General features: G+C 72.0%; 20 protein-coding genes. 11 read left to right on the forward strand and 9 right to left on the reverse strand.

Annotated elements, in window-relative coordinates:
- Positions 1-190: 190 nt before the first annotated feature.
- Positions 191-1,099, forward strand: coding sequence for an NAD-dependent epimerase/dehydratase family protein (locus LZ495_RS00810; RefSeq protein WP_235049794.1), 909 nt, complete (start codon positions 191-193; stop codon positions 1,097-1,099).
- 68 nt (positions 1,100-1,167) lie between these two features.
- On the forward strand, positions 1,168-1,923 hold the full coding sequence (locus tag LZ495_RS00815; protein ID WP_235049795.1) for a Mut7-C RNAse domain-containing protein: 756 nt from the start codon (positions 1,168-1,170) through the stop codon (positions 1,921-1,923).
- On the opposite strand, the gene LZ495_RS00820 is transcribed toward LZ495_RS00815, so the two are convergent.
- Together LZ495_RS00820 and LZ495_RS00825 are read right to left on the reverse strand one after the other, a co-directional pair.
- The gene (locus tag LZ495_RS00820) at positions 1,924-2,349 is read right to left on the reverse strand and encodes a UvrB/UvrC motif-containing protein (protein ID WP_235049796.1); all 426 of its coding nucleotides are present in this window, start codon (positions 2,347-2,349) and stop codon (positions 1,924-1,926) included.
- 10 nt (positions 2,350-2,359) lie between these two features.
- A complete protein-coding gene (locus LZ495_RS00825) occupies positions 2,360-2,869 on the reverse strand; it encodes an Ntn hydrolase family protein (RefSeq protein ID WP_235049797.1) in 510 nt (169 codons plus the stop codon).
- Between the two features lie 295 nt (positions 2,870-3,164).
- Here LZ495_RS00825 and LZ495_RS00830 point away from each other — a divergent pair, with 295 nt between their 5' ends.
- The 3 genes from LZ495_RS00830 to LZ495_RS00840 all read left to right on the forward strand — a co-directional run bounded on the left by LZ495_RS00830 (position 3,165) and on the right by LZ495_RS00840 (position 6,634).
- Positions 3,165-4,367, forward strand: a complete 1,203-nt coding sequence (locus LZ495_RS00830) for a SpoIIE family protein phosphatase (RefSeq protein WP_235049798.1) — start codon at positions 3,165-3,167, stop codon at positions 4,365-4,367.
- A 129-nt stretch (positions 4,368-4,496) separates the two neighbouring features.
- On the forward strand, positions 4,497-5,465 hold the full coding sequence (locus tag LZ495_RS00835; protein WP_235049799.1) for a LysR family transcriptional regulator: 969 nt from the start codon (positions 4,497-4,499) through the stop codon (positions 5,463-5,465).
- Between the two features lie 44 nt (positions 5,466-5,509).
- Positions 5,510-6,634, forward strand: coding sequence for a winged helix DNA-binding domain-containing protein (locus tag LZ495_RS00840; RefSeq protein WP_235049800.1), 1,125 nt, complete (start codon positions 5,510-5,512; stop codon positions 6,632-6,634).
- Here LZ495_RS00840 and LZ495_RS00845 read toward each other — a convergent pair.
- The 5 genes from LZ495_RS00845 to LZ495_RS00865 all read right to left on the reverse strand — a co-directional run bounded on the left by LZ495_RS00845 (position 6,631) and on the right by LZ495_RS00865 (position 11,634).
- A complete protein-coding gene (locus LZ495_RS00845) occupies positions 6,631-6,993 on the reverse strand; it encodes a YybH family protein (protein WP_235049801.1) in 363 nt (120 codons plus the stop codon). The genes LZ495_RS00840 and LZ495_RS00845 overlap by 4 nt on opposite strands.
- Positions 6,994-7,071: 78 nt before the next feature.
- Positions 7,072-8,442, reverse strand: a complete 1,371-nt coding sequence (locus tag LZ495_RS00850; protein WP_235049802.1) for a GH1 family beta-glucosidase — start codon at positions 8,440-8,442, stop codon at positions 7,072-7,074.
- 36 nt (positions 8,443-8,478) lie between these two features.
- Entirely contained in the window at positions 8,479-9,318 is an 840-nt protein-coding gene (locus tag LZ495_RS00855; RefSeq protein ID WP_235049803.1) for a carbohydrate ABC transporter permease, read from the reverse strand.
- Positions 9,311-10,306 carry a carbohydrate ABC transporter permease gene (locus LZ495_RS00860; protein WP_235049804.1) on the reverse strand — a complete coding sequence of 332 codons (996 nt, stop codon included), beginning with the start codon at positions 10,304-10,306 and terminating at the stop codon, positions 9,311-9,313. Before LZ495_RS00860 ends, LZ495_RS00855 begins: the two co-directional genes overlap by 8 nt.
- Entirely contained in the window at positions 10,306-11,634 is a 1,329-nt protein-coding gene (locus LZ495_RS00865; protein ID WP_235049805.1) for an ABC transporter substrate-binding protein, read from the reverse strand. Before LZ495_RS00865 ends, LZ495_RS00860 begins: the two co-directional genes overlap by 1 nt.
- 194 nt (positions 11,635-11,828) lie before the next feature.
- On the opposite strand from LZ495_RS00865, the gene LZ495_RS00870 reads away from it, so the two are divergent.
- The 3 genes from LZ495_RS00870 to LZ495_RS00880 all read left to right on the forward strand — a co-directional run bounded on the left by LZ495_RS00870 (position 11,829) and on the right by LZ495_RS00880 (position 14,652).
- Positions 11,829-13,037, forward strand: coding sequence for an ROK family transcriptional regulator (locus LZ495_RS00870; protein WP_235049806.1), 1,209 nt, complete (start codon positions 11,829-11,831; stop codon positions 13,035-13,037).
- A gap of 70 nt (positions 13,038-13,107) precedes the next feature.
- On the forward strand, positions 13,108-14,247 hold the full coding sequence (locus LZ495_RS00875) for an NUDIX hydrolase (protein ID WP_235049807.1): 1,140 nt from the start codon (positions 13,108-13,110) through the stop codon (positions 14,245-14,247).
- A gap of 198 nt (positions 14,248-14,445) precedes the next feature.
- Positions 14,446-14,652 (forward strand): DUF5302 domain-containing protein, encoded by a 207-nt coding sequence (locus LZ495_RS00880; protein ID WP_235049808.1) that lies wholly within the window; start codon positions 14,446-14,448, stop codon positions 14,650-14,652.
- Positions 14,653-14,772: 120 nt separating this feature from the next.
- Here LZ495_RS00880 and LZ495_RS00885 read toward each other — a convergent pair whose 3' ends face one another.
- Positions 14,773-15,087 carry an MTH1187 family thiamine-binding protein gene (locus LZ495_RS00885; RefSeq protein ID WP_235049809.1) on the reverse strand — a complete coding sequence of 105 codons (315 nt, stop codon included), beginning with the start codon at positions 15,085-15,087 and terminating at the stop codon, positions 14,773-14,775.
- Between the two features lie 193 nt (positions 15,088-15,280).
- On the opposite strand from LZ495_RS00885, the gene LZ495_RS00890 reads away from it, so the two are divergent.
- Together LZ495_RS00890 and LZ495_RS00895 are read left to right on the forward strand one after the other, a co-directional pair.
- Positions 15,281-16,345: a porin PorA family protein gene (locus LZ495_RS00890; protein ID WP_235049810.1), complete on the forward strand. Its 1,065-nt coding sequence runs from the start codon at positions 15,281-15,283 to the stop codon at positions 16,343-16,345.
- 48 nt (positions 16,346-16,393) lie between these two features.
- The gene (locus tag LZ495_RS00895) at positions 16,394-17,740 is read left to right on the forward strand and encodes a TIGR04013 family B12-binding domain/radical SAM domain-containing protein (RefSeq protein WP_235049811.1); all 1,347 of its coding nucleotides are present in this window, start codon (positions 16,394-16,396) and stop codon (positions 17,738-17,740) included.
- Positions 17,741-17,792: 52 nt separating this feature from the next.
- Here LZ495_RS00895 and LZ495_RS00900 read toward each other — a convergent pair whose 3' ends face one another.
- Entirely contained in the window at positions 17,793-18,233 is a 441-nt protein-coding gene (locus LZ495_RS00900) for a hypothetical protein (protein ID WP_235049812.1), read from the reverse strand.
- 340 nt (positions 18,234-18,573) lie between these two features.
- Here LZ495_RS00900 and LZ495_RS00905 point away from each other — a divergent pair.
- Positions 18,574-19,651, forward strand: a 1,078-nt coding sequence (locus tag LZ495_RS00905) for a CHRD domain-containing protein (RefSeq protein WP_235049813.1), incomplete at its 3' end; no start/stop codon positions are given.

Genomic DNA, 19,651 nt, shown 5'->3' on the forward strand with positions numbered 1-19,651 from the left:
CCGACACGGTCCGCCATACGAGGGAAATGCTCGAAATACCCGTAACCGGAAGCAGTCGCGGTCGTGCACACCGAGCCCCGGACCAGGCCGAGCAAGTCGGCCATGGCCGTGTACTTCTTCCGCGCTCCGGTCGATGATCGCAAGCGGCCCGCGCCGAGCGGCGGCGCGGCGTCGCCACTGGGAGGCGTCCATGCTGTCCGACGAGAAGATCCTGGTCACCGGCCCCGCGGGGCAGATCGCGTATCCGCTCACGCAGTACCTCGCCCAGGAGAACGAAGTCTGGGGCGTGGCGCGCTTCGGGACGCCGGGCGAGCGGGAGCGCGTCGAGGCGCTCGGTGTCACCACCCGCCGCATCGACCTCGGCGACGGGCAGTTCGACGACCTGCCGCAGGACTTCACGTACGTGCTGCACCTGGCCGCGTTCCTCGGCCCGGGCCTGGACTACGACCACGCGCTGCGGGTGAACGCCGAGGGCACCGGGCTGCTCCTCCAGCACTGCCGCAAGGCCAAGGCCGCGCTGGTGATGTCGACCGCGTCGGTACTCAAACCGCACGAGGACCCGCACCACGTGTACACCGAGAGCGCGCCGATCGGCGATGCGAACATCGCGTACGCCCAGACCTACTCGGTCTCGAAGGCCGCCGAGGAGGCGGTGGCCCGCTACTGCGCGCGGGCCTTCGACCTGCCGATCGTCATCGCGCGCATGAACGCGTCGTACGGCTCCTACGGCAACGGCGGCCTGCCCGGCATCCACCTGGCCGCGGTGCGGGCCGGCGAACCGGTGGTCACCCGCTGGGACCCGTGCATGTACAGCCCCATCCACCAGGACGACATCAACACCCAGACCGAGGCCCTCCTCGACGCGGCGTCCGTCCCGGCCACGGTGGTGAACTGGGGCGGCGACGAGCCGGTGAGCGTCCAGGAGTGGGCCGCGTACATGGGCGAACTCACCGGCAAGGGCGCGACGGTCGAGGTACGCGAGCAACCGGGGACGCTGCGCGGCCAGGTCCTCGACGCGACCCGCCGCCGCGGCATCACCGGCCCGTGTGCGGTCGACTGGCGTACCGGGATCCGCCGCATCCACGACGACACGGCCTGACCAGGGCGGCGCCCTCCGCAGCCGAAAATCGCACGAACCCGCGCCCCCTCCGATGCCATGCTGACCGCATGCCAGGAACAGTCGCGGCCGACCACGGCCCTTCCGCTTCGCTCACCCTCACCCTCGCCGACGACCTCCACCTCTTCCTGCCGCCCCGGCTGCGGGAAGGCCGCGTGACGGCAGCGGTCGCCGACGATTCGACGCTCGGCCACCTGGTGGAGTCGGCCGGCGTGCCGCTGCCGGAGGTCGGCAGGCTCGTGGTCGACGGGGCCGAAGCGGAAGTGTCGTACCGGCCGGTCGGCGGCGAGACGGTCGAGGTGTTCGCGGTCGCCCGCCCGCAGCAAGTCCCGGAACCCGAGCTGCGGTTCCTGCTGGACGTCCACCTGGGCGCCCTGGCCCGCCGGATGCGCCTGGTCGGCCTCGACACGGCGTACCACAACGACTGCGACGACCCGGTCCTCGTCGAGCAGGCCAACGCCGAGCGCCGCGTTCTGCTGACCCAGGACCGCGGCCTCCTGCGCCGCCGCAACCTGTGGTTCGGCGCCTACGTGCGCGGCATCCGCCCCGACGCCCAACTCGACGACCTGCTCCGCCGCTTCGCCCCCGAACTGGCCCCCTGGACTCGCTGCACCTCGTGCAACGGCCCGCTCACCGTGGTCTCGAAGGAGTCCGTCGCCGCAGACGTGGAGCCCGGCACCCTCGCCGCCTTCGACAACTTCGCCCGCTGCGGCGACTGCGACCGCGTCTATTGGCACGGCTCACACGGCGGCCACCTCGACGAAATCGTCGAAACAGCCCGCCGAACGGTCGCTGCCGCGAACTGACTATTCCTCGACGAGGCGCACCGGCAGGGGGATGCCGTGCTCACTCAGCAACGAGGCCAGTTCGTCGGCGACCGCGTGTACGGCGAGGAGTTGCTCGGCCAGCACTCGGGCGCCGGCTTCGTCGGCCCACGCCGCGACCGCCGCGCGGCGTTCCATGGTGGCGGCCTTCTCGCCGTCCCGGAACGCCGCAGCGGCGTCGTAGTCCTCGGCGTCGATCGCCTGTTCCTTGGCTGCCCGCGCCTCGCGCATCACCTGCGTCGGACCCGCCACAGCGGCGGGGAGCGGCGCGAGCAGTTCCACGATCGTCTTCGCCACCGGGTCCCGGACCTCCCCCCACTTGCCCGGGACCGGCTCGCCCATCTTGGCCAGGAACGCGGCGACCCACTCGTCCACGTCGCGGCTGCCGCCGGGCGGCTGGTCGGTCATGCCCTGCGCCTCAGCTGCCGCTGTCGGTCGCGCGGGCGATGCTGAATTCGGTTACCGGTGGGGCGCAGTAGATCGTCAGGTCGCACGCCACCTGGACGGCCTCCGATGGGGAGTGGCCCAAGTGCAGGGCGGCGCGGGCGTATTCCCAGCCTGAGCCGATCGCGGTGAACTCCGAATAGAGCACGTCGAAGTCGGAGTCGATCTCGAACAGCTTGCCGTCGAAGCCGAACAGGAACGACGAGTGCGCCTCGAAGCCGCTCATCTTGCGCTTGGCCCACTCGATGTACTCGGCGTAGAACTCCAGCACATCGCGCTCGTCCGAGGACGCGGGCATGTGCGTGTCCAGGAACAGCCGCATCAGGTTGATGTCGCGCAGATGGCCGGAGCCACCGAAGACCAGCGTCTCGCCGATCTTGAACAGTTTGGTGCCCTCGGTCTTCGCCTGGTGGCCCAAGGTCACCTGGGAATCCGCCGCCACGATTATGCGGTCCTCGACCACCTTGCCTGCTATGACGGTCACGCCCGGCCCCCGTCCCCGCCGTCCGGCCTCGCACCGCGGGAGACCGGCTCCCGCAGGCCCACAGCATCGCAGATCTTGGGTGCGGGATCACCAGGTTCGGGGCGCGGATCGGCCCGTTCCGGGGTGGGTTCGCCACGCGCGGGCCGCACTCCGGCCGCCTAGGGGCCGCCGCCCCCGCTCGTTCACCCGTTCGGCCTAGCGCGGGGGTTCTGGCCCGGCGCCGCCCGGCCGCGGCGGCAACCATGGAACGGACGGAGACGGCAGCCGAGAGTGCTGCCGTACGAGGAGCGGCCGGATGAGCCGGATGAGCATCCCGGGGCAGGCTGCCCCGCCTGCGGCAGCGGCATCGTGGTTCCGCCGGCTCGCGCTGCCGGTCAGCGTGCTGCTGCTCATCGCCGTCCTGGACCTCGCCACCGGCCGCGAGACGATCTTCTACCCGTTCCTGGTGCTCGCCCCGGCGCTGGCCGCGGTGACCGCTCCCCCGCTGCCCGTGTTCCTGATCGGCATGGCGGCGATACCGCTGCGCTATCTGCTGGCCGCGTACGACAAGAACATCGAGCCGTACGCGAGCATCATCTTCCAGGTCAACACCGCGGTCTTCCTGGCCGCGATCGCGACCAGCACCTACGTGGCCTGGGTCCGGGTGCGCCGCGAGGAGGCCCTCGCCGCGCTGACCGCGGTGGCCACCGCCGCGCAGCGCGCGATCCTGCTGCCCGCTCCCGAGGCGGTCGGCGGGGTGCGGATCGCGGTCCGCTACTTCGCGGTCGCGGACCAGGCCGACCTGGGCGGGGACCTGTACGCCGCGGTGGAGACCCCGTTCGGCGTGCGGGTGCTGATCGGGGACGTGCTCGGCAAGGGCCTGAGCGCGGTCCGCACCGCCGCGGTGACGCTGGGCGCGTTCCGCGAGGCGGCGTACGACGAGGCCGACCTCGGGGCGGTGGCCCGCCGCATCGAGCGCAGCCTGCTGCGGGACGGCGGCGAGGACGAGTTCGTCACCGCGCTGTTCGCCGAGATACGCCCGGACCACGTGGCGCTGCTGCACCGCGGGCACGAGGCGCCCGTGCTGGTCCGCGCCGACGGGCGGGTCGAGGTGCTCGAACCACCCGATCCCGGGGTGCCGCTGGGCCTGGGCGAGCTGGACACCTGCTCCCCCGCCGCCTGGATGCCCCGGTTCGGCGACGGCGACCTGATGCTCCTGGTGACCGACGGGATCGCCGACACGCGCAACGCCGCCGGGCGCACGTACCCGCTGGCCGAACGCGTCACGGCGCTGCTCGGCGACGGGCGGGCGGACCGGTGCGAACCGGCCGAGGCGGTGGATCGCATCGGCGCCGACCTCACCCGGCACGCCGGTACGCCGCGCTTCACCGACGACGCCCTGCTGCTCGCGCTGCGCCGCGCAGAGCCGGGCGATCCGGGCCAGCCGGGCGAGCCGGGCCGGAGGGGCGAGCCGGGCGAGAAGGGTGAGCCGGGCGAGTCGTCAGCAATGGGTGAATAGCCAATCCGCGCGACACCCCGGGGTGTCGTTCACGCAACCTGAACGATGAGGCAGGATCATCTCCCGGCACTGAATGATCATCCGTCGGTCATGCGGGCCGGACACGGGGACCCTGGGGGTGGGGCGGCAATGGAACGCGCGGAAATGGAGATATTCCTGACCCTCGCCGAGGAACTGCATTTCGGGCGTACCGCGACCCGTCTGCATATTTCGCCTGCGCTGGTCAGCCAGACCGTCAAGAAGATCGAGCGGCGCCTGGGCGTGGAGCTGTTCGAGCGCACCAGCCGCCGGGTGGAGCTCACCGAGGTCGGCGCCGAGCTGCGCGACAACCTGCTGCCGCACCGGCAGGGCATCCAGCAGGCGCTGCACCGCGCGGCAATGGCCGGCCGCGGCATCATCGGAACGGTCACCGCCGGGTTCATGGGCACCCAGGCCGGTCGGTTGATCTTCGCGGCCCGCGACCGTTTCGAGGCGCGCTACCCCGGCTGCCAGGTCAGGGTCGTCGAGACGCAGCTGTACCACCACCTGAGCCAGCTGCACGACGGCTCCGCGGACGTGGTGCTGCTGCCGATGCCCATCGACGAGCCCGGCATCAGCGTCGGTCCGGTCCTCACCCGGGAGCCGCGCTACATCGGAGTCGCCCCGGGGCACCGCCTCGCCGGGCACGTGTCGGTGTCGCTGGAGGACCTCGCGGGCGAGCGGTTCGCGACGCTCGCCGACTCGGTGCCGCGTTACTGGGCGGACTACCAGCTGCCCACCCACACCCCGAGCGGACGGCTCATCGGCCGGACCACCGAGGTGATCACGACCTACCCCGAGTACCTGGCGCTGGTCGCGGCGGGCCGTGCAATCGCGATGGGCGACAGCCAGCTCCCGCTGCTCTACCAGCGGCCGGACGTCGTGTTCGTGCCGATCCGCGACATGTACCCGATGGAGCATGCCCTCGCGTGGCGTACCGACAAGGGCGGCGACAAGCGCATCCGGGCGTTCGTGGACATCGTCACCGAGGCCACCCCCGAGGTCACCGGGTGCCCGGTGGCGGACGTCGCGGCGGACGAGCCGCAGGACGCCGCAGCGGCCGGGCCGGCGTCGGCCTGAGCGTGTCGGCCGGACCGCCCCCGGAGATCGAGGAAACTGCCGAGATGCCGACGAACCCCGCACACATCCGCCTGCGGCGCGCCCGCGCGCAAGCCCTCGCGGGCGGCGTGCGCGAGCGCAGTGCGGCAGCGGTCGTACGCCGTGCCGTCGCCATCCAGGCCCAGGACGCGGTGGCCGCGGACCTCGGCATCCGGGTCCGCGGCGCCGGCCTGACCGCGGGCGGGGTGCGCGCCGCGTACGAGGACGACCGCAGCATCGTGCGGTCGTGGTTCATGCGCGGCACGCTGCACACGGTCCCGGCCGAGGACGTGCGCTGGCTGCTGCGGCTGCTCGGCCCGCGCCTGGTCGCCGCGACCGCGGCGCGCTACCGGCAGCTCGGCCTGGACGACGCCCTGCGGTCGCGTGCCGACGAGCTGTTCCGGGCGGCCCTGGCCGCGGACGGCCCGCTCACCCGGGCCGAGTTGACCGAGCGCCTCGGCGCGCTCGGCGTCGGCCCGGTCGGGCAGGGCCCGATCCACCTCATCCGGCACGCCGCACTCACCGGGGTGCTGTGCCACGGGCCCATGCGCGCCGGGGAGGCGACGTACGTCCTGCTCGACGACTGGCTCGCCGACCACGGCACGGACCCGGTCCGGGACGACGAAGCGGCAGCCGCCGAACTCGCGCGCCGGTACGCGGCCGGGTACGGGCCTGCCGATGCCGACGACTTCGCGGTGTGGTCCGGGCTCCCGAAGCCGCTGTCCCGCAAGGCGTGGGCGCCGGCCGGCGCGTCCGCATCCTCACGTGGCGGGGCCGAGGCCTCGGAAGCGGACACGGGCGGTGCTCCCGACATGCGGCTGATCCCGGCATTCGACAATTACCTGGTCGCCTACCGCACGCGCGAACTCGCCGTCCCGGCCGCGTATGAGAAGCAGGTGTGGCCGGGTGGCGGGATCATCCGCGCCACGGTGCTGGCCGACGGGCTCGCGGTCGGCACGTGGTCACGGCAGGCCCCGGGACTCCCGCCCCGGATCGACGCGTTCGGCGGCCCGGACGGCCCGGATGGTCCGCAGGGACCGGACGGCCGGGACGGCCCGGACGCGCTGGAGCGGCTCGGTTCCGCGGCCCGTGCCGCCCTCGACGCCGAGGCCGCCGCCGTGGCCGCCTTCCTCGCCCCGGATGCGCCCTAACTCAGCAGCGACGGCTGGTCGATGACCCATAGCCATGTGCCGTCCGCCTGCCGGCGGGCCACCTCGACGGTGAAGTCGCCGCCGCCGATCCGGACCGAGGTGATGGCCAGTTCCCCGTTGCGCACCGCGGGATTCACCGTTCCGGGCAGGAACTCGGGTCGCCCGGCGACCAGTTGCGCATAGGCGGCGCGAATCTCGTGATGCCCGACCGCGACCCGGCCGCCGGGCAGCGCGAGCACCGCGCCGGGTTCGTACAGCGCGACCAGGCCGTCGACGTCGGCCGTGTTGAGCCGCTTCAGGACCAGCCGGTTCAAGTCCTCGGGATGTGCGGCGCGTTCCCGGTCTTCGACGCGATGCATGGTGCGGTCCCCTCGGGCGGACTTCGGCGCGTGGGCTGTGCCGCAGAGCATGGCACAGCACAGCCCGCGCGCTGAACTTCACCGCGCAGAAGGGACTTTCGCAGCCCAGTGCCCGGCGTGGGCGCGGATGAGGTCGGCGTAGCGCCGTCCGGAGGACTTCATCGTGCGCTTCTGCGTCGGGTAGTCGACGTGCACCAGCCCGAAGCGGTGCTGATAGCCGTACGCCCACTCGAAGTTGTCGAGCAGCGACCATGCGAAGTGCCCGGCCAGCGGCACTCCGCGGGCCAGTGCGCGCCCGCAGGCGGCCAGATGGCCGTCCAGGTACGCGGTGCGCTCGGCGTCGTGGACGGCACCGGACGCGTCCACGGTGTCGGGCCAGGCCGCGCCGGACTCGGTGACGTACAGCTTCCGGGCTCCGTACTCGTCCGCGGCCCGGACCAGCAGCTGTTCGAGGCCGTCCGGGTGGACCTCCCAGCCCATGCCGGTGACGGGTGCGCCGGGCACCTCCAGCTGCCGGGCGTAGGGGGCGGGCCCGGTCGGGTCGTCCGCGACGATCTGCCGGAAGTAGTAGTTGATGCCCAGGTAGTCGAGCGGCTGGGCGATCACCGCGTCGTCGCCGGGCTGTTCGGGCAGGTCGACGCCGTAGACGGCGCGCATGTCGGCGGGGAAGCCGCGGCCGTGCACGGGGTCGAGCCACCAGCGGTTGACGTGCCCGTCGGCGCGCACGGCGGCGGCGACGTCGGCGTCCCGGTCCGAGGCGGCCTCGATGGGGCTGAGGTTGACCACGTAGCCGAGCTGCGGGGTGCGCGGGGCGTTCGCCCGGACGGCCTGGACCGCGAGCCCGTGGCCGAGCAGCAGGTGGTACGAGGCCCGCACCGCGGTCGGCAGGTCGGTGATCCCGGGGGCCATGCGGCCTTCGAGGTGCCCGATCCAGGCCGAGCACAGCGGCTCGTTGAGGGTCGTCCAGTCGGTGACGCGGTCGCCGAGCACGCGTGCGGTGGCCGCGGCGTATTCGGCGAAGTGCTCGGCGGTGGCCCGGTCCGCCCAGCCGCCGCGGTCCTGCAGCTGCTGCGGCAGGTCCCAGTGGTAGAGCGTCGCGAACGGCCGGATGCCGGCTTCCAGCAGGGCGTCCACGAGGCGGTCGTAGAACGCCAGTCCGCGCGGGTTCACCGGTCCGCCGCCGGTGGGTATCACGCGCGGCCAGGCGATCGAGAAGCGGTAGGCGCCCAGGCCCAGTTCGCGCATCAGGGCGACGTCCTCCGGCCAGCGCCGGTAGTGGTCGCAGGCGATGTCGCCGGTGTCGCCGTTGTCGACCGCGCCGGGGGTTCGGCTGAAGGTGTCCCAGATCGACGGCAGCCGGCCGTCCTCGTGCACCGCCCCCTCGATCTGGTAGGCGGATGTGGCCGCGCCCCACAGGAAGTCCTGGGGGAAGGCGGTCGGATCAAGCATGCGTACTCCCCGATCCCGGATGCCGGCGGTGCGGCGTCACTTGACGGCGCCGGCGGTCAGGCCGGCGACGAGGTAGCGCTGGAGGAAGAGGAACCCGGCCACGACGGGCACGCTGACCACGAGGGACGCGGCCATGACCTGGTTCCAGTAGACGTTGTTCTGCGTCGAGTAGCCCTGCAGCCCGACCGCGAGGGTGCGGGTGGACTCGTCGGTCATGACCGAGGCGAACAGCACCTCGCCCCAGGCGGTCATGAAGGCGTAGACGGCGACCGCGACGATGCCCGGCGACGCGGCCGGCACCACGACGCGCAGCAGGGCGCCGATCGGCCCGTTGCCGTCGACGAGGGCGGCCTCGTCGAGGTCGCGCGGGATGGAGTCGAAGTAGCCGACCAGCATCCAGATCGCGAACGGCAGCGAGAAGGTCAGATAGGTGACGATGAGCCCGAGCCGGCTGCCGTACAGTTCCACGCCGGTGGCGTTGCCGATGTTGACGAAGAGCAGGAACAGCGGCAGCAGGAACAGGATCCCGGGGAACATCTGGGTGGACAGCACGGTCACCGAGAAGACCCGCCGGCCGCGGAACGAGTGCCGGCTGATGGTGTACGCGGCGAACACCGCGATGGTCACCGAGCACACCGTCGCCGCGGTGGAGACGATGAGGCTGTTCACGAAGTAGTCGGCCAGCGGGACGGTGTCCCAGATGTCGACGAACGGCTGGAAGGTCACCCGGGACGGCCACCAGCGGAAGCCGTCCTGCACGTCCGGCAGCGGCTTGAGGGCCGAGGTGACCATCACGTAGACGGGCACCATCGCGAAGACCGTGAGGAAGGTCAGGCCGACCCGGCGCACCCAGCGGAACCAGTGCGGCTCAAGCATCGGACTTCTCCTTCCGCCGGACGAACGCGAGGTAGACCGCGGTGACCGCCATCAGGAACAGCAGCAGCAGGACGGACATCGCCGAGCCGGTGCCGAAGTTCCAGGTCACGAACGAGTTCTGGTAGATGTGGATGGAGATCAGGTCGGCCTCTTCCGGCGCCGACTTGCCGAACAGCACATACGGCGTGTTGAAGTCGTTGAACGTCCACAGGAACAGCACGAGGACGACGACCCGGTTCACCGGTGCGGCCATCGGGAGCGTGATGCGGCGGATCTGCTGCCACACCCCGGCGCCGTCCAGCGCGGCCGCCTCGTACACGTCGCGCGGGATGTTCTGCAGCGCCGCCATCAGGCACAGGAACGCGAACGGCCAGGTGCGCCACACCGCGGTGACCACCATCGCCCAGAAGCTGTTCCCGCCGATCAGCCAGAACGGCCGGTCGCTCATCAGGTGCAGCTGGTCGACCAGCACGTGGTTCACCAGGCCGGTGTCGCGCTGGAACATGAAGCCGAACGTGATGACCCCGGTGTAGACCGGGAGCGCGTACGGCACCAGGAACAGCGCGCGCAGGATGCCGCGGCCGCGGAACGCGCCCTGCATGAGGATCGCGCCGGCCATCCCGAGGAACCACGAGATGCCCACGACGAGCACCGTGAACATCACGGTGACCCAGAACGAGTCCAGCAGTTGGCGGCCGATGGGCCCGTCGAAGTCCACCGCGAGGCGGTAGTTGTCGAAGCCCGCGCCGGGCGCGGAGGTCCAGTGCCGGATGTGGAACTGGGTGAGCTTCAGGAAGCTCATCACGATGCCGACGATCATCGGGATGATGTGGACGAGCAGTTCGAGCAGGATGGCCGGGGCGAGCAGGATGTACGGCAGTGCCGCCCGGCTGAGCTTGGGCCGGCCCCGCGGGCGCGCGCGGCGCGCGCGCCCGGGGCCGGGCGTCCCGTTCTCGGCGGGAGCCTCGGGGATGGTCGTCGAGGCCATCAGCCTGCGGCGGCCATCTTGTCCTGGGCCTCCTTGAGGCGGGACTTGACCGATTCGTCGGTGACCGCCTTGCCGGATGCGGCGTCCGCTATCAGGTCCTTGACGGCGGTGCCGACCAGCGTCTCGAACTGGCTCTCGGCGGCGACCTGCGGCATCGGCGTGGCGGTCTCGGCCAGGATCTTCTGGAAGACCTTGACGTTCTCGGTCTGGAACGCCGGGTCGCCGTAGGCGTCCTTGACGGACGGCAGCGAGCCGTACGCCTTGTTGAGGATCGTCTGCTCCTCGGCGCTGGTCATGAAGGCGACGAACTCGGCCGCGCCGGCCTTGTTGTCGGAGTCCTTGAACACCGAGATGTTGATGCCGCCGACCATGCTGTTCACGTGCGGCGCCCCGGCCGGGGGCGCGGCGGGGAACGGGACGGGCGCGACGCCGATGTCGTCCGGGTTCATGCCGTTGGACACCAGCGAGCCCTGCGAGGCCTGCCACATGAGCATCGCGGACTTGCCGGTGGCGAAGTCCTTGAGGGCCTGGGTGCCCTGGCCGTACTCGGCGTTGCTCGGGTTGACGATCTTGTCCTTGCTCATCAGCTCGACGTAGCGCTTGACGCCCTGCACCATGCCCGGCGACGTGAAGTCCGGCTTGCCGTCCTTGGTGAAGACGTCGGCGCCGTACTGCTTGGCGAGGATGTAGGCGTTGTGGACGCCCTCGGTGTAGCTGGCGCCTTCGAGCGCGAGGCCCCACCGGCCGTCGCCGGTCAGCTTCTTGCCGGTCTCGGCCATTTCCTCCCAGGTCGCGGGGGGCTTGAGGCCGGCGGCGGCGAACATCTTCTTGTTGTAGTAGAGCCCGTAGCCGGCGCTGTAGATCGGCAGGCCGACCGGCGGCTTGCCCTCGGCGCCGGTGGCGGCGTACGGGGTCGGCAGGAAGCGGTCCTTGCCGCCGACCTTGGCCAGCAGCCCGTCGTCGACCGGCACGAAGGCGCCGGTCGCCTGGAGCGACGCGGACCAGGTGTTGCCGATGTTGAGGACGTCGGGACCCTTGCCGGACGAGGTCGCCGCGAGGATGCGGTTGAGCAGGTCCGACCACGGCACGACCTCGAGGTCGACCTTGATGCCGGTCTTCTGCGTGAACTTGTCCAGTTCGGGCTGGAGCACCTGCTTGTCGTGCTCGATGCTGGTGCCCTGGTTGCTGGCCCAGTACGTGATGGTGGAGCCGGGCTTGGGGGTGCCGGACGCACCGGATTCCGACTCGTCGCCGCTGCTTCCGCATGCCGCGAGGGCAAACGCGGAGAGGGTCAGCGCCAAGGCCGGGACAACTCTTCGTACACGCACGATGATCGACTCCTCGAAGGTGCATGCAGGGACCGGAAGGGCTTCTTTCAAGGCGTGATTTAACTGGGCCGCCATGACCCCGTCAAGAGCCCTTCATGCACGTTCGCTGTGGCATAAGCCCCGGCAAGGCAGGGTTGACCTGCTTATTGCAAGGGTTGAAATATGTAGCCAGCAGATCAACGGTGGGAGCAGGGATGCACGCGAGCAAGCTCAGTACGGTGCAGGACCTCCGGCGCGGCAACCGCGCCGAGGTGCTGCTGCGGCTGTACGCCGACGGCCCGCTGGCCCGGCCGGAACTGGCCCGGCTGACCGGCCTCAGCCAGGCCACCGTCAGCAACGTCGTCGGCGACCTCCTCGACGCCGGGATAGTCACCGAGGCCGGCGCCGTCGACAGTTCGGGCGGCCGCCCGCGCATGCTGCTCCGCATCGACCCCGGGTACGCGACCGTCATCGGCGTGGACGTCGGCGAGACCCGGGTCAAGGTCGAGCTGTTCGACCTGGGCATGCGCGAACTCGCACGCGCCGACTACGCGTTGACCGACCAGGGCACCGACGTCGACCAGGTGGTCGCGGCGATCCTGGCCGGCCTGGAGAAGGTCTCCGGGCACGCCGGCGTCGACCCCGCGCGCATCATGGGCGTCGGCATCGGGGTCCCCGGCCTGGTCGAGCACGGCGACGAACTCCTCGTGCACGGCCAGACGATGGGCTGGCGCGCGGTGCCGCTCGTACGGCTGCTGCAGGAGGGCGGCGCAGTCCCGCCGCTCATGGTCGACAACGGCGCCAAGACCATGGGCCAGGCCGAGATGTGGTTCGGCGCGGGCCGCGGCGCCGACCACGCCGTGATGATCCTGCTCGGCTCCGGTATCGGCGCGAGCATCGTCACGGACGGCAAGCCGTACCGCGGCTCCACCACCAGCGCGGGCGAGATCGGCCACCTGACCGTCGCCATCGACGGCCGCCGCTGCCGCTGCGGCGCGATCGGCTGCCTGGAGGCGTACGTCGGTGCCGAGGCGGTCCTCGACCGCTACCGCGAGCAGCGCCCCGACGACACCCTCACCGGCGCCGACGAGGAAACCCGCATCGCCGCCCTGGTCGCGGCCGCGGACCTGGACGCGGTCGCCGCCGAAGTGCTCGACACCACCGCGCGCTACCTCGGCGCGGGCATCGGCAACCTGGTCAACCTGCTCAACCCGCGCCGCATCGTGCTGGGCGGCTGGGCCGGCCTCGCGATGGGCAACCGCATGCTGCCCGCGATCCAGACGTACGCCGCGGCGCACTCGCTGCACCGGCCCTTCGAGGGCACCAGCATCGAACTGGCCCGGCTCGGCGCGGACGCCGTCGCGCTCGGCGCCGCGACGCTCCCCGTCGAGCACTTCCTGCGCTCGGGAGGCCGCACCGACTGACACGCCGCGACGCCTCCGGCCGGGTCCGTCTGCGACGATGCTCGGACGGTTGCCATCGGGGGGAGCACGCATGAGTCCAGGTCCGGCCGCGGCGGCGCAGGGCAGCGAACGGCACACGAGCCCGGTCGACGTGCACGTACTGCTCGTCGACCGCGGGCGCGTCCTGCTGCTCCGGCGCAACGCGCAGGCCCCGTACGCCGCGGGCCTGTGGACGCTCCCCTCCGGGCACGTCGAGGCCGGCGAGGACGTGGTCGCGGCGGCGATCCGCGAGACCCGCGAGGAGACCGGCGCCGTCCTGACCCGCCCGCTGCTGCGCTGCGAGTTGGTCATGCAGCACAGCGGACCGCAGTCCGACGGAGTCGCGCGGACCGGCTGGTTCTTCCGCGCGCTCGGGTGGCTGGGCGAGGGCGGCCGGCCGCACAACGCCGAGCCGCACAAGCACGACGACCTGATGTGGGCCGACCTGGACGACCTCGACGCGGTGCCCGGCGGGATCGTCGCGTACGTCCGGGCCGGGCTGGACGCCATCGCCGCGGGGACCGCGTACGCGCTGCACTGGCAGAAGCCGGGCGATGCGGTCGCGCACGCACCGGGCGCCGGTTCCGCCCTCGAGGCGATTCCGTCCGTGGACCACCACAACGTGCCGGTACGCCGCGAGTTCGGGGTCCGCGAGTGGCCGCGACTCGGCTCACCGTGGACGTGGCACCCCGACGAGCCGGTGCCCGCCGGGCTGCCGGTCCACCAGTCGTGGGGCTGGCTGTTCGCCCCGGACGGCCGCGTCCTGCTGCTGGCCGGACCGGCCCGCATGATCAACATGCCGGGCGGCACCGTCGAACCGGACGACCCCGACCCGCACACCACACTGGTGCGCGAGTGCGCCGAGGAGGCCGCCGCGACGCTGGGCGCGACCACGTACTTCGGCTACTACCGCGACTCCGACGGCCTGTTCTACGACCGCCGCCCGGCCGCGCGCATCCGCACCGCGGCCCGGATCACCGCACTCGGCCCGGCGGCCGTCGATCCAGCCACCGGATTCGCCTGGCGCCGGCTGCTGGCCCCGCCGCGCCTGGCCGGCGCCCTGCTCGGCGGCGACGCGAGCCTCACCGAGGCCCTCGCCGCCCGCGACGCCGCACACCACCGGCTCGGCGTACCCCGCAACGAGGACTGGACGGTCGAGGAAGTCCCCAAGGAAGGCCTCGACTTCACCTGACGACCCGGCCGGCTCCCCGGCACGGGACACGCCGAGCCGCGGCCCTCGGCCCCTCCGCACCACCCTCCCCCACTGCGCAAAACGGCGGGTTGCGCGCCGGATTCCGGCGTTCGTGGTTGGCTGGTGGGGTCCGGGACACCCGCAGGCCTGCCCCGCGGGGGCCCGGACCGTACGCACGATGAGCTCCAAGGAGGATCCATGAGCGAGGAACAGGCCGCGGACGCAGGCGCCGACACCGGCGCGGGCGACGACCTCAAGCGCAAGTTCCGCGAGGCACTGGACCGCAAGCGCGGCGTCAAGACCGACTCCGTCGACGTCGGCCAGGACGAGCACCCCAAGGTCCACGGGGGTGCCCACGGGCCGGCCGCGCAGCAGCGGACGTTCCAGCGCAAGAGCGGCGGCTGACCGCGCCGAGGTCCTTCGTACGGGCCCTGCACCGCTGCGGCGGTGCGGGGCCCGTTCCGTTGTCCGGCGCAGGCAGACCGGCGCGGGCAGCCCGGCGCGGCTGCCGGGCCGGTCCGGCCGTCAGGCGCTCGGCGTCCCCGGATCGGCGGCCAGGTAGCGCTCGACGGTGGCGACCTTGGCGGTCAGCCCGTCCGTCACCCCGTCCCGGATGTCGGCCTTCAGCGTCATGCTGACCCGCCCGCTCCGCGCCCGCACCGCGTCGACGGCATCCTTGACGACCGCCATGACCTCGTCCCATTCACCCTCGATCGAGGTGAACATGGCGTCGGTGCGATTCGGCAAGCCGCTCGCCCGCACGACTCGCACCGCCTCGGCAACCGCCTCCCCCACGTCCTCGCCGATGCCCAGCGGAGTGACGGAGAACGCGACGATCACGGCAAACCTCCTCGGCAGCACCCGCGCCCGGCGCGCCGGTGCGCTGCCCACCCTAGGCGTCGGCTCCGAGGAGCGCCGGTCGGCGGTCCGCGTCACACGGATGGCGGTCAGCGGGGGCGGTATCGGGACATCCCGGAAACACTGGGCTCAGACAGTGGCGCGATCATGGACTAGTTCGTCAGGAGATCGGCTCATGCGGACCAACACCGTCCTCCGCGGGATCGGCGTCGTGCTGGGGCTCGCGCTGATCGCCGGTGCTTTCGTACTCGCGTACGTCATCACGCCGGACTATGTGAAGCGGCTGCCCGACGACACCGACGTCACGCGCTCCTATACCGGCACCTTCAAGACCCTGATCGATGCCCAGGAGGTCGCGAAGGGCAACCTTGCGGCGGCCATCAAGCGGGACGTCCCCATGGCCGTCGAGCGGACCGTCAAGACCGAGAAGACCTCGGGCGACAAGGCCCTGGTCAGCGACAGCCGGTCGACGACCGCGGCAGGCAACCCGGTCGAGAAGACCGATTGGAAGTACGCCGTCGACCGCAAGACGCTCGAGGCCATCGCGGACCATCCGGCGGACTGGGAGGTCGTCGACGCCCAGGGTCTGACGGTGAGTTGGCCGCTCGACGCGAAGAAGAAGACGTACACCGGCTGGCGGCCGGAGACCCAGACCACGACGCCGCTGACGTACGCGCGCACGGAGAGCAAGTCGGGCGTCAGCACGTACGTCTACGAAGCGAAGCTGCCGCCCACCCGGATCACCGACTCCCAGGTGCTGGCCAGTCTGCCGCCGGCCGTCCCGCAGTCGACTCTGGCGCTCGTCGCCCGGCTCGGGACCCTCCCGCCGGAGGCCGCGCAACAATTCGCCGCGCTGCTGCCGACGCTGGGGGACCCGGTGCCGCTCGCCTACACGCTGGAGAGCTCCGACACCTTCTGGATCCATGCCGAGACCGGCATCGTGGTCGACACGCAGCGGACCCAGAAGCGCGTGGCCGGGGTCATCACCCCCGGCACCGGCGCCTTCGTTCCGCTGCTGCCGGTTTCCGACGTCTCGTACCAGCAGACCCCCAAGTCCGTGGAAGACGCCGCGGACGACGCCGAAGACGCCCACGACGGCATCATGCTCGTCGGGACCATCCTGCCCATCGTGCTGGGCGTGGTCGGCGCACTGGTGATCGCCGCCTCCCTCCTCATCCGCCGCCGCCGGCCTCGCGAGACCCCCGCCCCTCCCGCGAACACTCCTCCCGCGAACGCCTGAGCCCGGGGAGGACCGGGTCACCCCTTCGGCCCAGGTACCGTTGGCCGCATGTCCGAGTACGACCCCTGCTCACCCGACGCGCCTGCGTTCGGTCCGCTCGATGTGGCCGTCGTGGTCCGCTACCGCAAGGCCGTCACGTACGGCATGCATGCCCTGCTCGGCGCGCTCGAGGCGAATCCGCCCGAGGTGGCGCACGGGGTGCAGCTGGGCCGGACCGCGGCGGAGACCGCGGCGCTGATCGGCACCGCGCTGGCCGAGGGGTGCACGCGGGTCCTGGTGCCGTGGTCGTTCTATTCGCCCGACGCCGAGGCGATGGCCGCCGAACTGGCCGAGGTCCGGGCCGCGGTCGACGACCCGCGCGTCGTGCACGTCGCGGGCGGGGTGCACGCGACCGCGGAACCGCAGCAGATCCTGGACGCCGGCTGGGACGTCGCGGCGATCGGCGAGGGCGAGGCGACCTTCGTCTCGCTGGTCGCGGCGCTCGGCCGCGGGGAGCCGCTGACCACCGTCCCGGGGCTCGCCCTCCGCGACCACGACGGCAAGGCCCTGCGCACCGGCACGTCGGTGCGCGGCCCGCTCGACGACACCCCGTCGTTCGCAGTCGGCCTGCACCGCTTCGGCCCGATCGAGATCACCCGGGGCTGCATCTACAGCTGCCGTTTCTGCCAGACGCCGTTCGCGTTCAGTGCGCGGTTCCGGCACCGGAGCGTGGAGAACGTCCGGTGGCATGTCCGGGAGATGTCCGAACGCGGCCTGAAGGACGTCCGGTTCATCACGCCGACCTGTCTGTCGTACGGCACCCAGGACGAGACGCCGGACCTGGATGCGGTCGAGGAGCTGCTGGCCGGGTGCCGCGAGGAGATGCTGCCGCACGGCCGGTTGTTCTTCGGGTCGTTCCCGTCCGAGATCCGGCCCGAGCATGTGACCGTCGAGGCCATGCGGCTGCTCAAGAAGTACGTGTCGAACGACAACATCATCATCGGTGCGCAGTCCGGCTCGGACAAGATCCTTGCGGCCGCGAAGCGCGGGCACGGCGTGCAGCCGGTGCGGGACGCGGTCCGCATCGCGGTCCAGGAGGGCTTCCGGCCGAACGTCGACTTCATCTTCGGCATGCCGGGCGAGGACCAGGGCGATGCGGACGACTCGCTGCGGCTGGCCGAGGAGTTGACCGGTCTCGGTGCGCGCATCCACGCGCACACCTTCATGCCGCTGCCCGGCACGCCGTGGCGGGACGCCGAACCGGCGCTGGTGGCCCCGGCCACCATTCGCCGGTTCGACGAACTCGCGGCCCGCGGCGACCTGTACGGCCACTGGCAAAAGCAGGCCGAGCACGCGAAGCGCCTGGCCGAGACCGCCAAGGCCTACCCGCGCCGCGAGCAGCGCCGCCGGGTCTGAACCCCTGCGGGGGTCGGACCCGGCGGGCGGTTCAGCGGTGGTTCGGGGCGGGCTAGAACGGCTTGAAGCACTGCGAGACGACCGAGTCGACCTGGGCCACCGGCCACAGCGTGACGCTGCTGTGCGGCGGGATCCAGGTCGCCGAGCCGTCCGCGGTGGTGATCCACACGATGGCGTTGGTCTGGTTCTCGACCGCCGAGGCGATGTACGGCGGGACGAAGTAGTCGCTGGCGCATTCCGGGATCAGGTACGGCTCGGGCACGCCGATGCCGCCCGGCCGCAGGCAGATGTAGCCGTCGGGGCACAGGCCTGACTTCTGGGTCCGGCCGTCCGCGGGCGCGGTGCGCGAGGTCCCCGGCGCTGCGCTCGCCGGTCCCGCGACGAGCGCGACCCCGGCGAGGGCGAGCGCCGCGACCGCGCCCAGCAGGCGGCGGATCCCGAGGAACACCGAGGCGCGCGGGGAGGTAGGGGGCGAAACGGGGGAAAAACGCATGGGCTGCCTCCGGCATGGCTCCGCGGACGGTTCCGCGCGTACCGGGGGAACTCCGGTACGGCACACCGACCTTCACGGAGGAGCCCATCGGTTCCGGTGGGCGCGCCGCAATCGGCGCCACTCGTACGGGCTAGTCCTGCCACCCGAACGGCCCCGTCCTTCCGGAAAAATTCCTCGGATCGCGTTGAACCCCGGCGCGCGGACCGTCCGTACCACGGGGCGACAAGGCCGCAGTGCACCGGCCGCATCCGCCGGCTTCCGCCCACTCCACAGAATTCGGGGACCTCTCATGCCCGTTCGCAGGTTCACGCTGCCCGCAGCCGTTCTCACGCTTGCCCTTATGAGTGCTTTGACCGGATGCGGGACGTCCGATGACGGCAGCAAGTCCACCACGCCGCCCGCCGGCGCCGCGGGTGCCGCGCCCGGGGCCACGGCGCCGGACCAGGGCCACGGTTCGGGGCACGATCCGGGCGCATCGGGCGCACCGGGACAGCAGGAGGGGGCCGGGCCGGCGAAGAACGCCGGGGCCGAGGCGCCTGCGACCGGCGAGGAGGCGTACTTCGTGGCGAACCTCACCGGCGCCGACGAAGTCCCGGGCACCGACGGCAAGGCGGTGAACGACCAGGACGGCAAGGCCACCGCGTACGTGCGGATCAAGGGCGGCCAGGTGGCGTTCTCGCTCAAGTGGGAGGGCATCGGCACCCCGACCGCGGCGCACATCCACCAAGGCGTCAAGGGCGCGAACGGCGCTGTCGTGGTGCCGTTCTTCGCGGCTCCGCTGCCGGACGGCTCGACCGCTGCCACCGGCAGTGTCGCGGTGGCCGATGCGGACCTGCTGAACCGCATCAAGAACGCCCCGGAGCGCTGGTACTTCAACCTGCACACCGCCGAGTTCCCGGGCGGCGCGGTCCGCGGCCAACTCACCAGGCTCGACAAGCCGGTGGACATGAACGGCGTCCTGAAGACCGGCAAGCCGGAGGGCACGCTCACCGCGAACGCCTCCGGCGCGCAGGAAGTCGCGCCCAAGGACGGCAAGGCGTTCAACGACCCGGACGGCAAGGCCGTGACCGCGATCCGGCCGTGGGGCAACTGCGTGGACTACGCGTTCAGCTGGACCGGGACCGCGCCGCCCACCCTGGGCCATGTCCACCAGGCCGCCAAGGGGAGCAACGGCGATGTCGTGGCACCGCTGTTCGCCGCCCAGCAAGGGCTCCCGCAGTCCCTCACCGGCCTCGCCGGCACCGTCGAGGGCGTGAAGCCGGAGGTCGTGAAGGCCATCGCGCAGAACCCCGCGGGCTTCTACACCAACCTGCACACCGCCGAGTTCCCCGGCGGCGGGGGGCGCCGCCCGCGCCGGGGCCCCCCCCCCCCCCCCCCCCCCGGGCCGGGCCCCCGGGCCCCCCCCACCGGGGCCCGCC

It is taken from the genome of Yinghuangia soli, from assembly GCF_021502675.1.
GTDB classification, from domain to species: domain Bacteria; phylum Actinomycetota; class Actinomycetes; order Streptomycetales; family Streptomycetaceae; genus Yinghuangia; species Yinghuangia soli.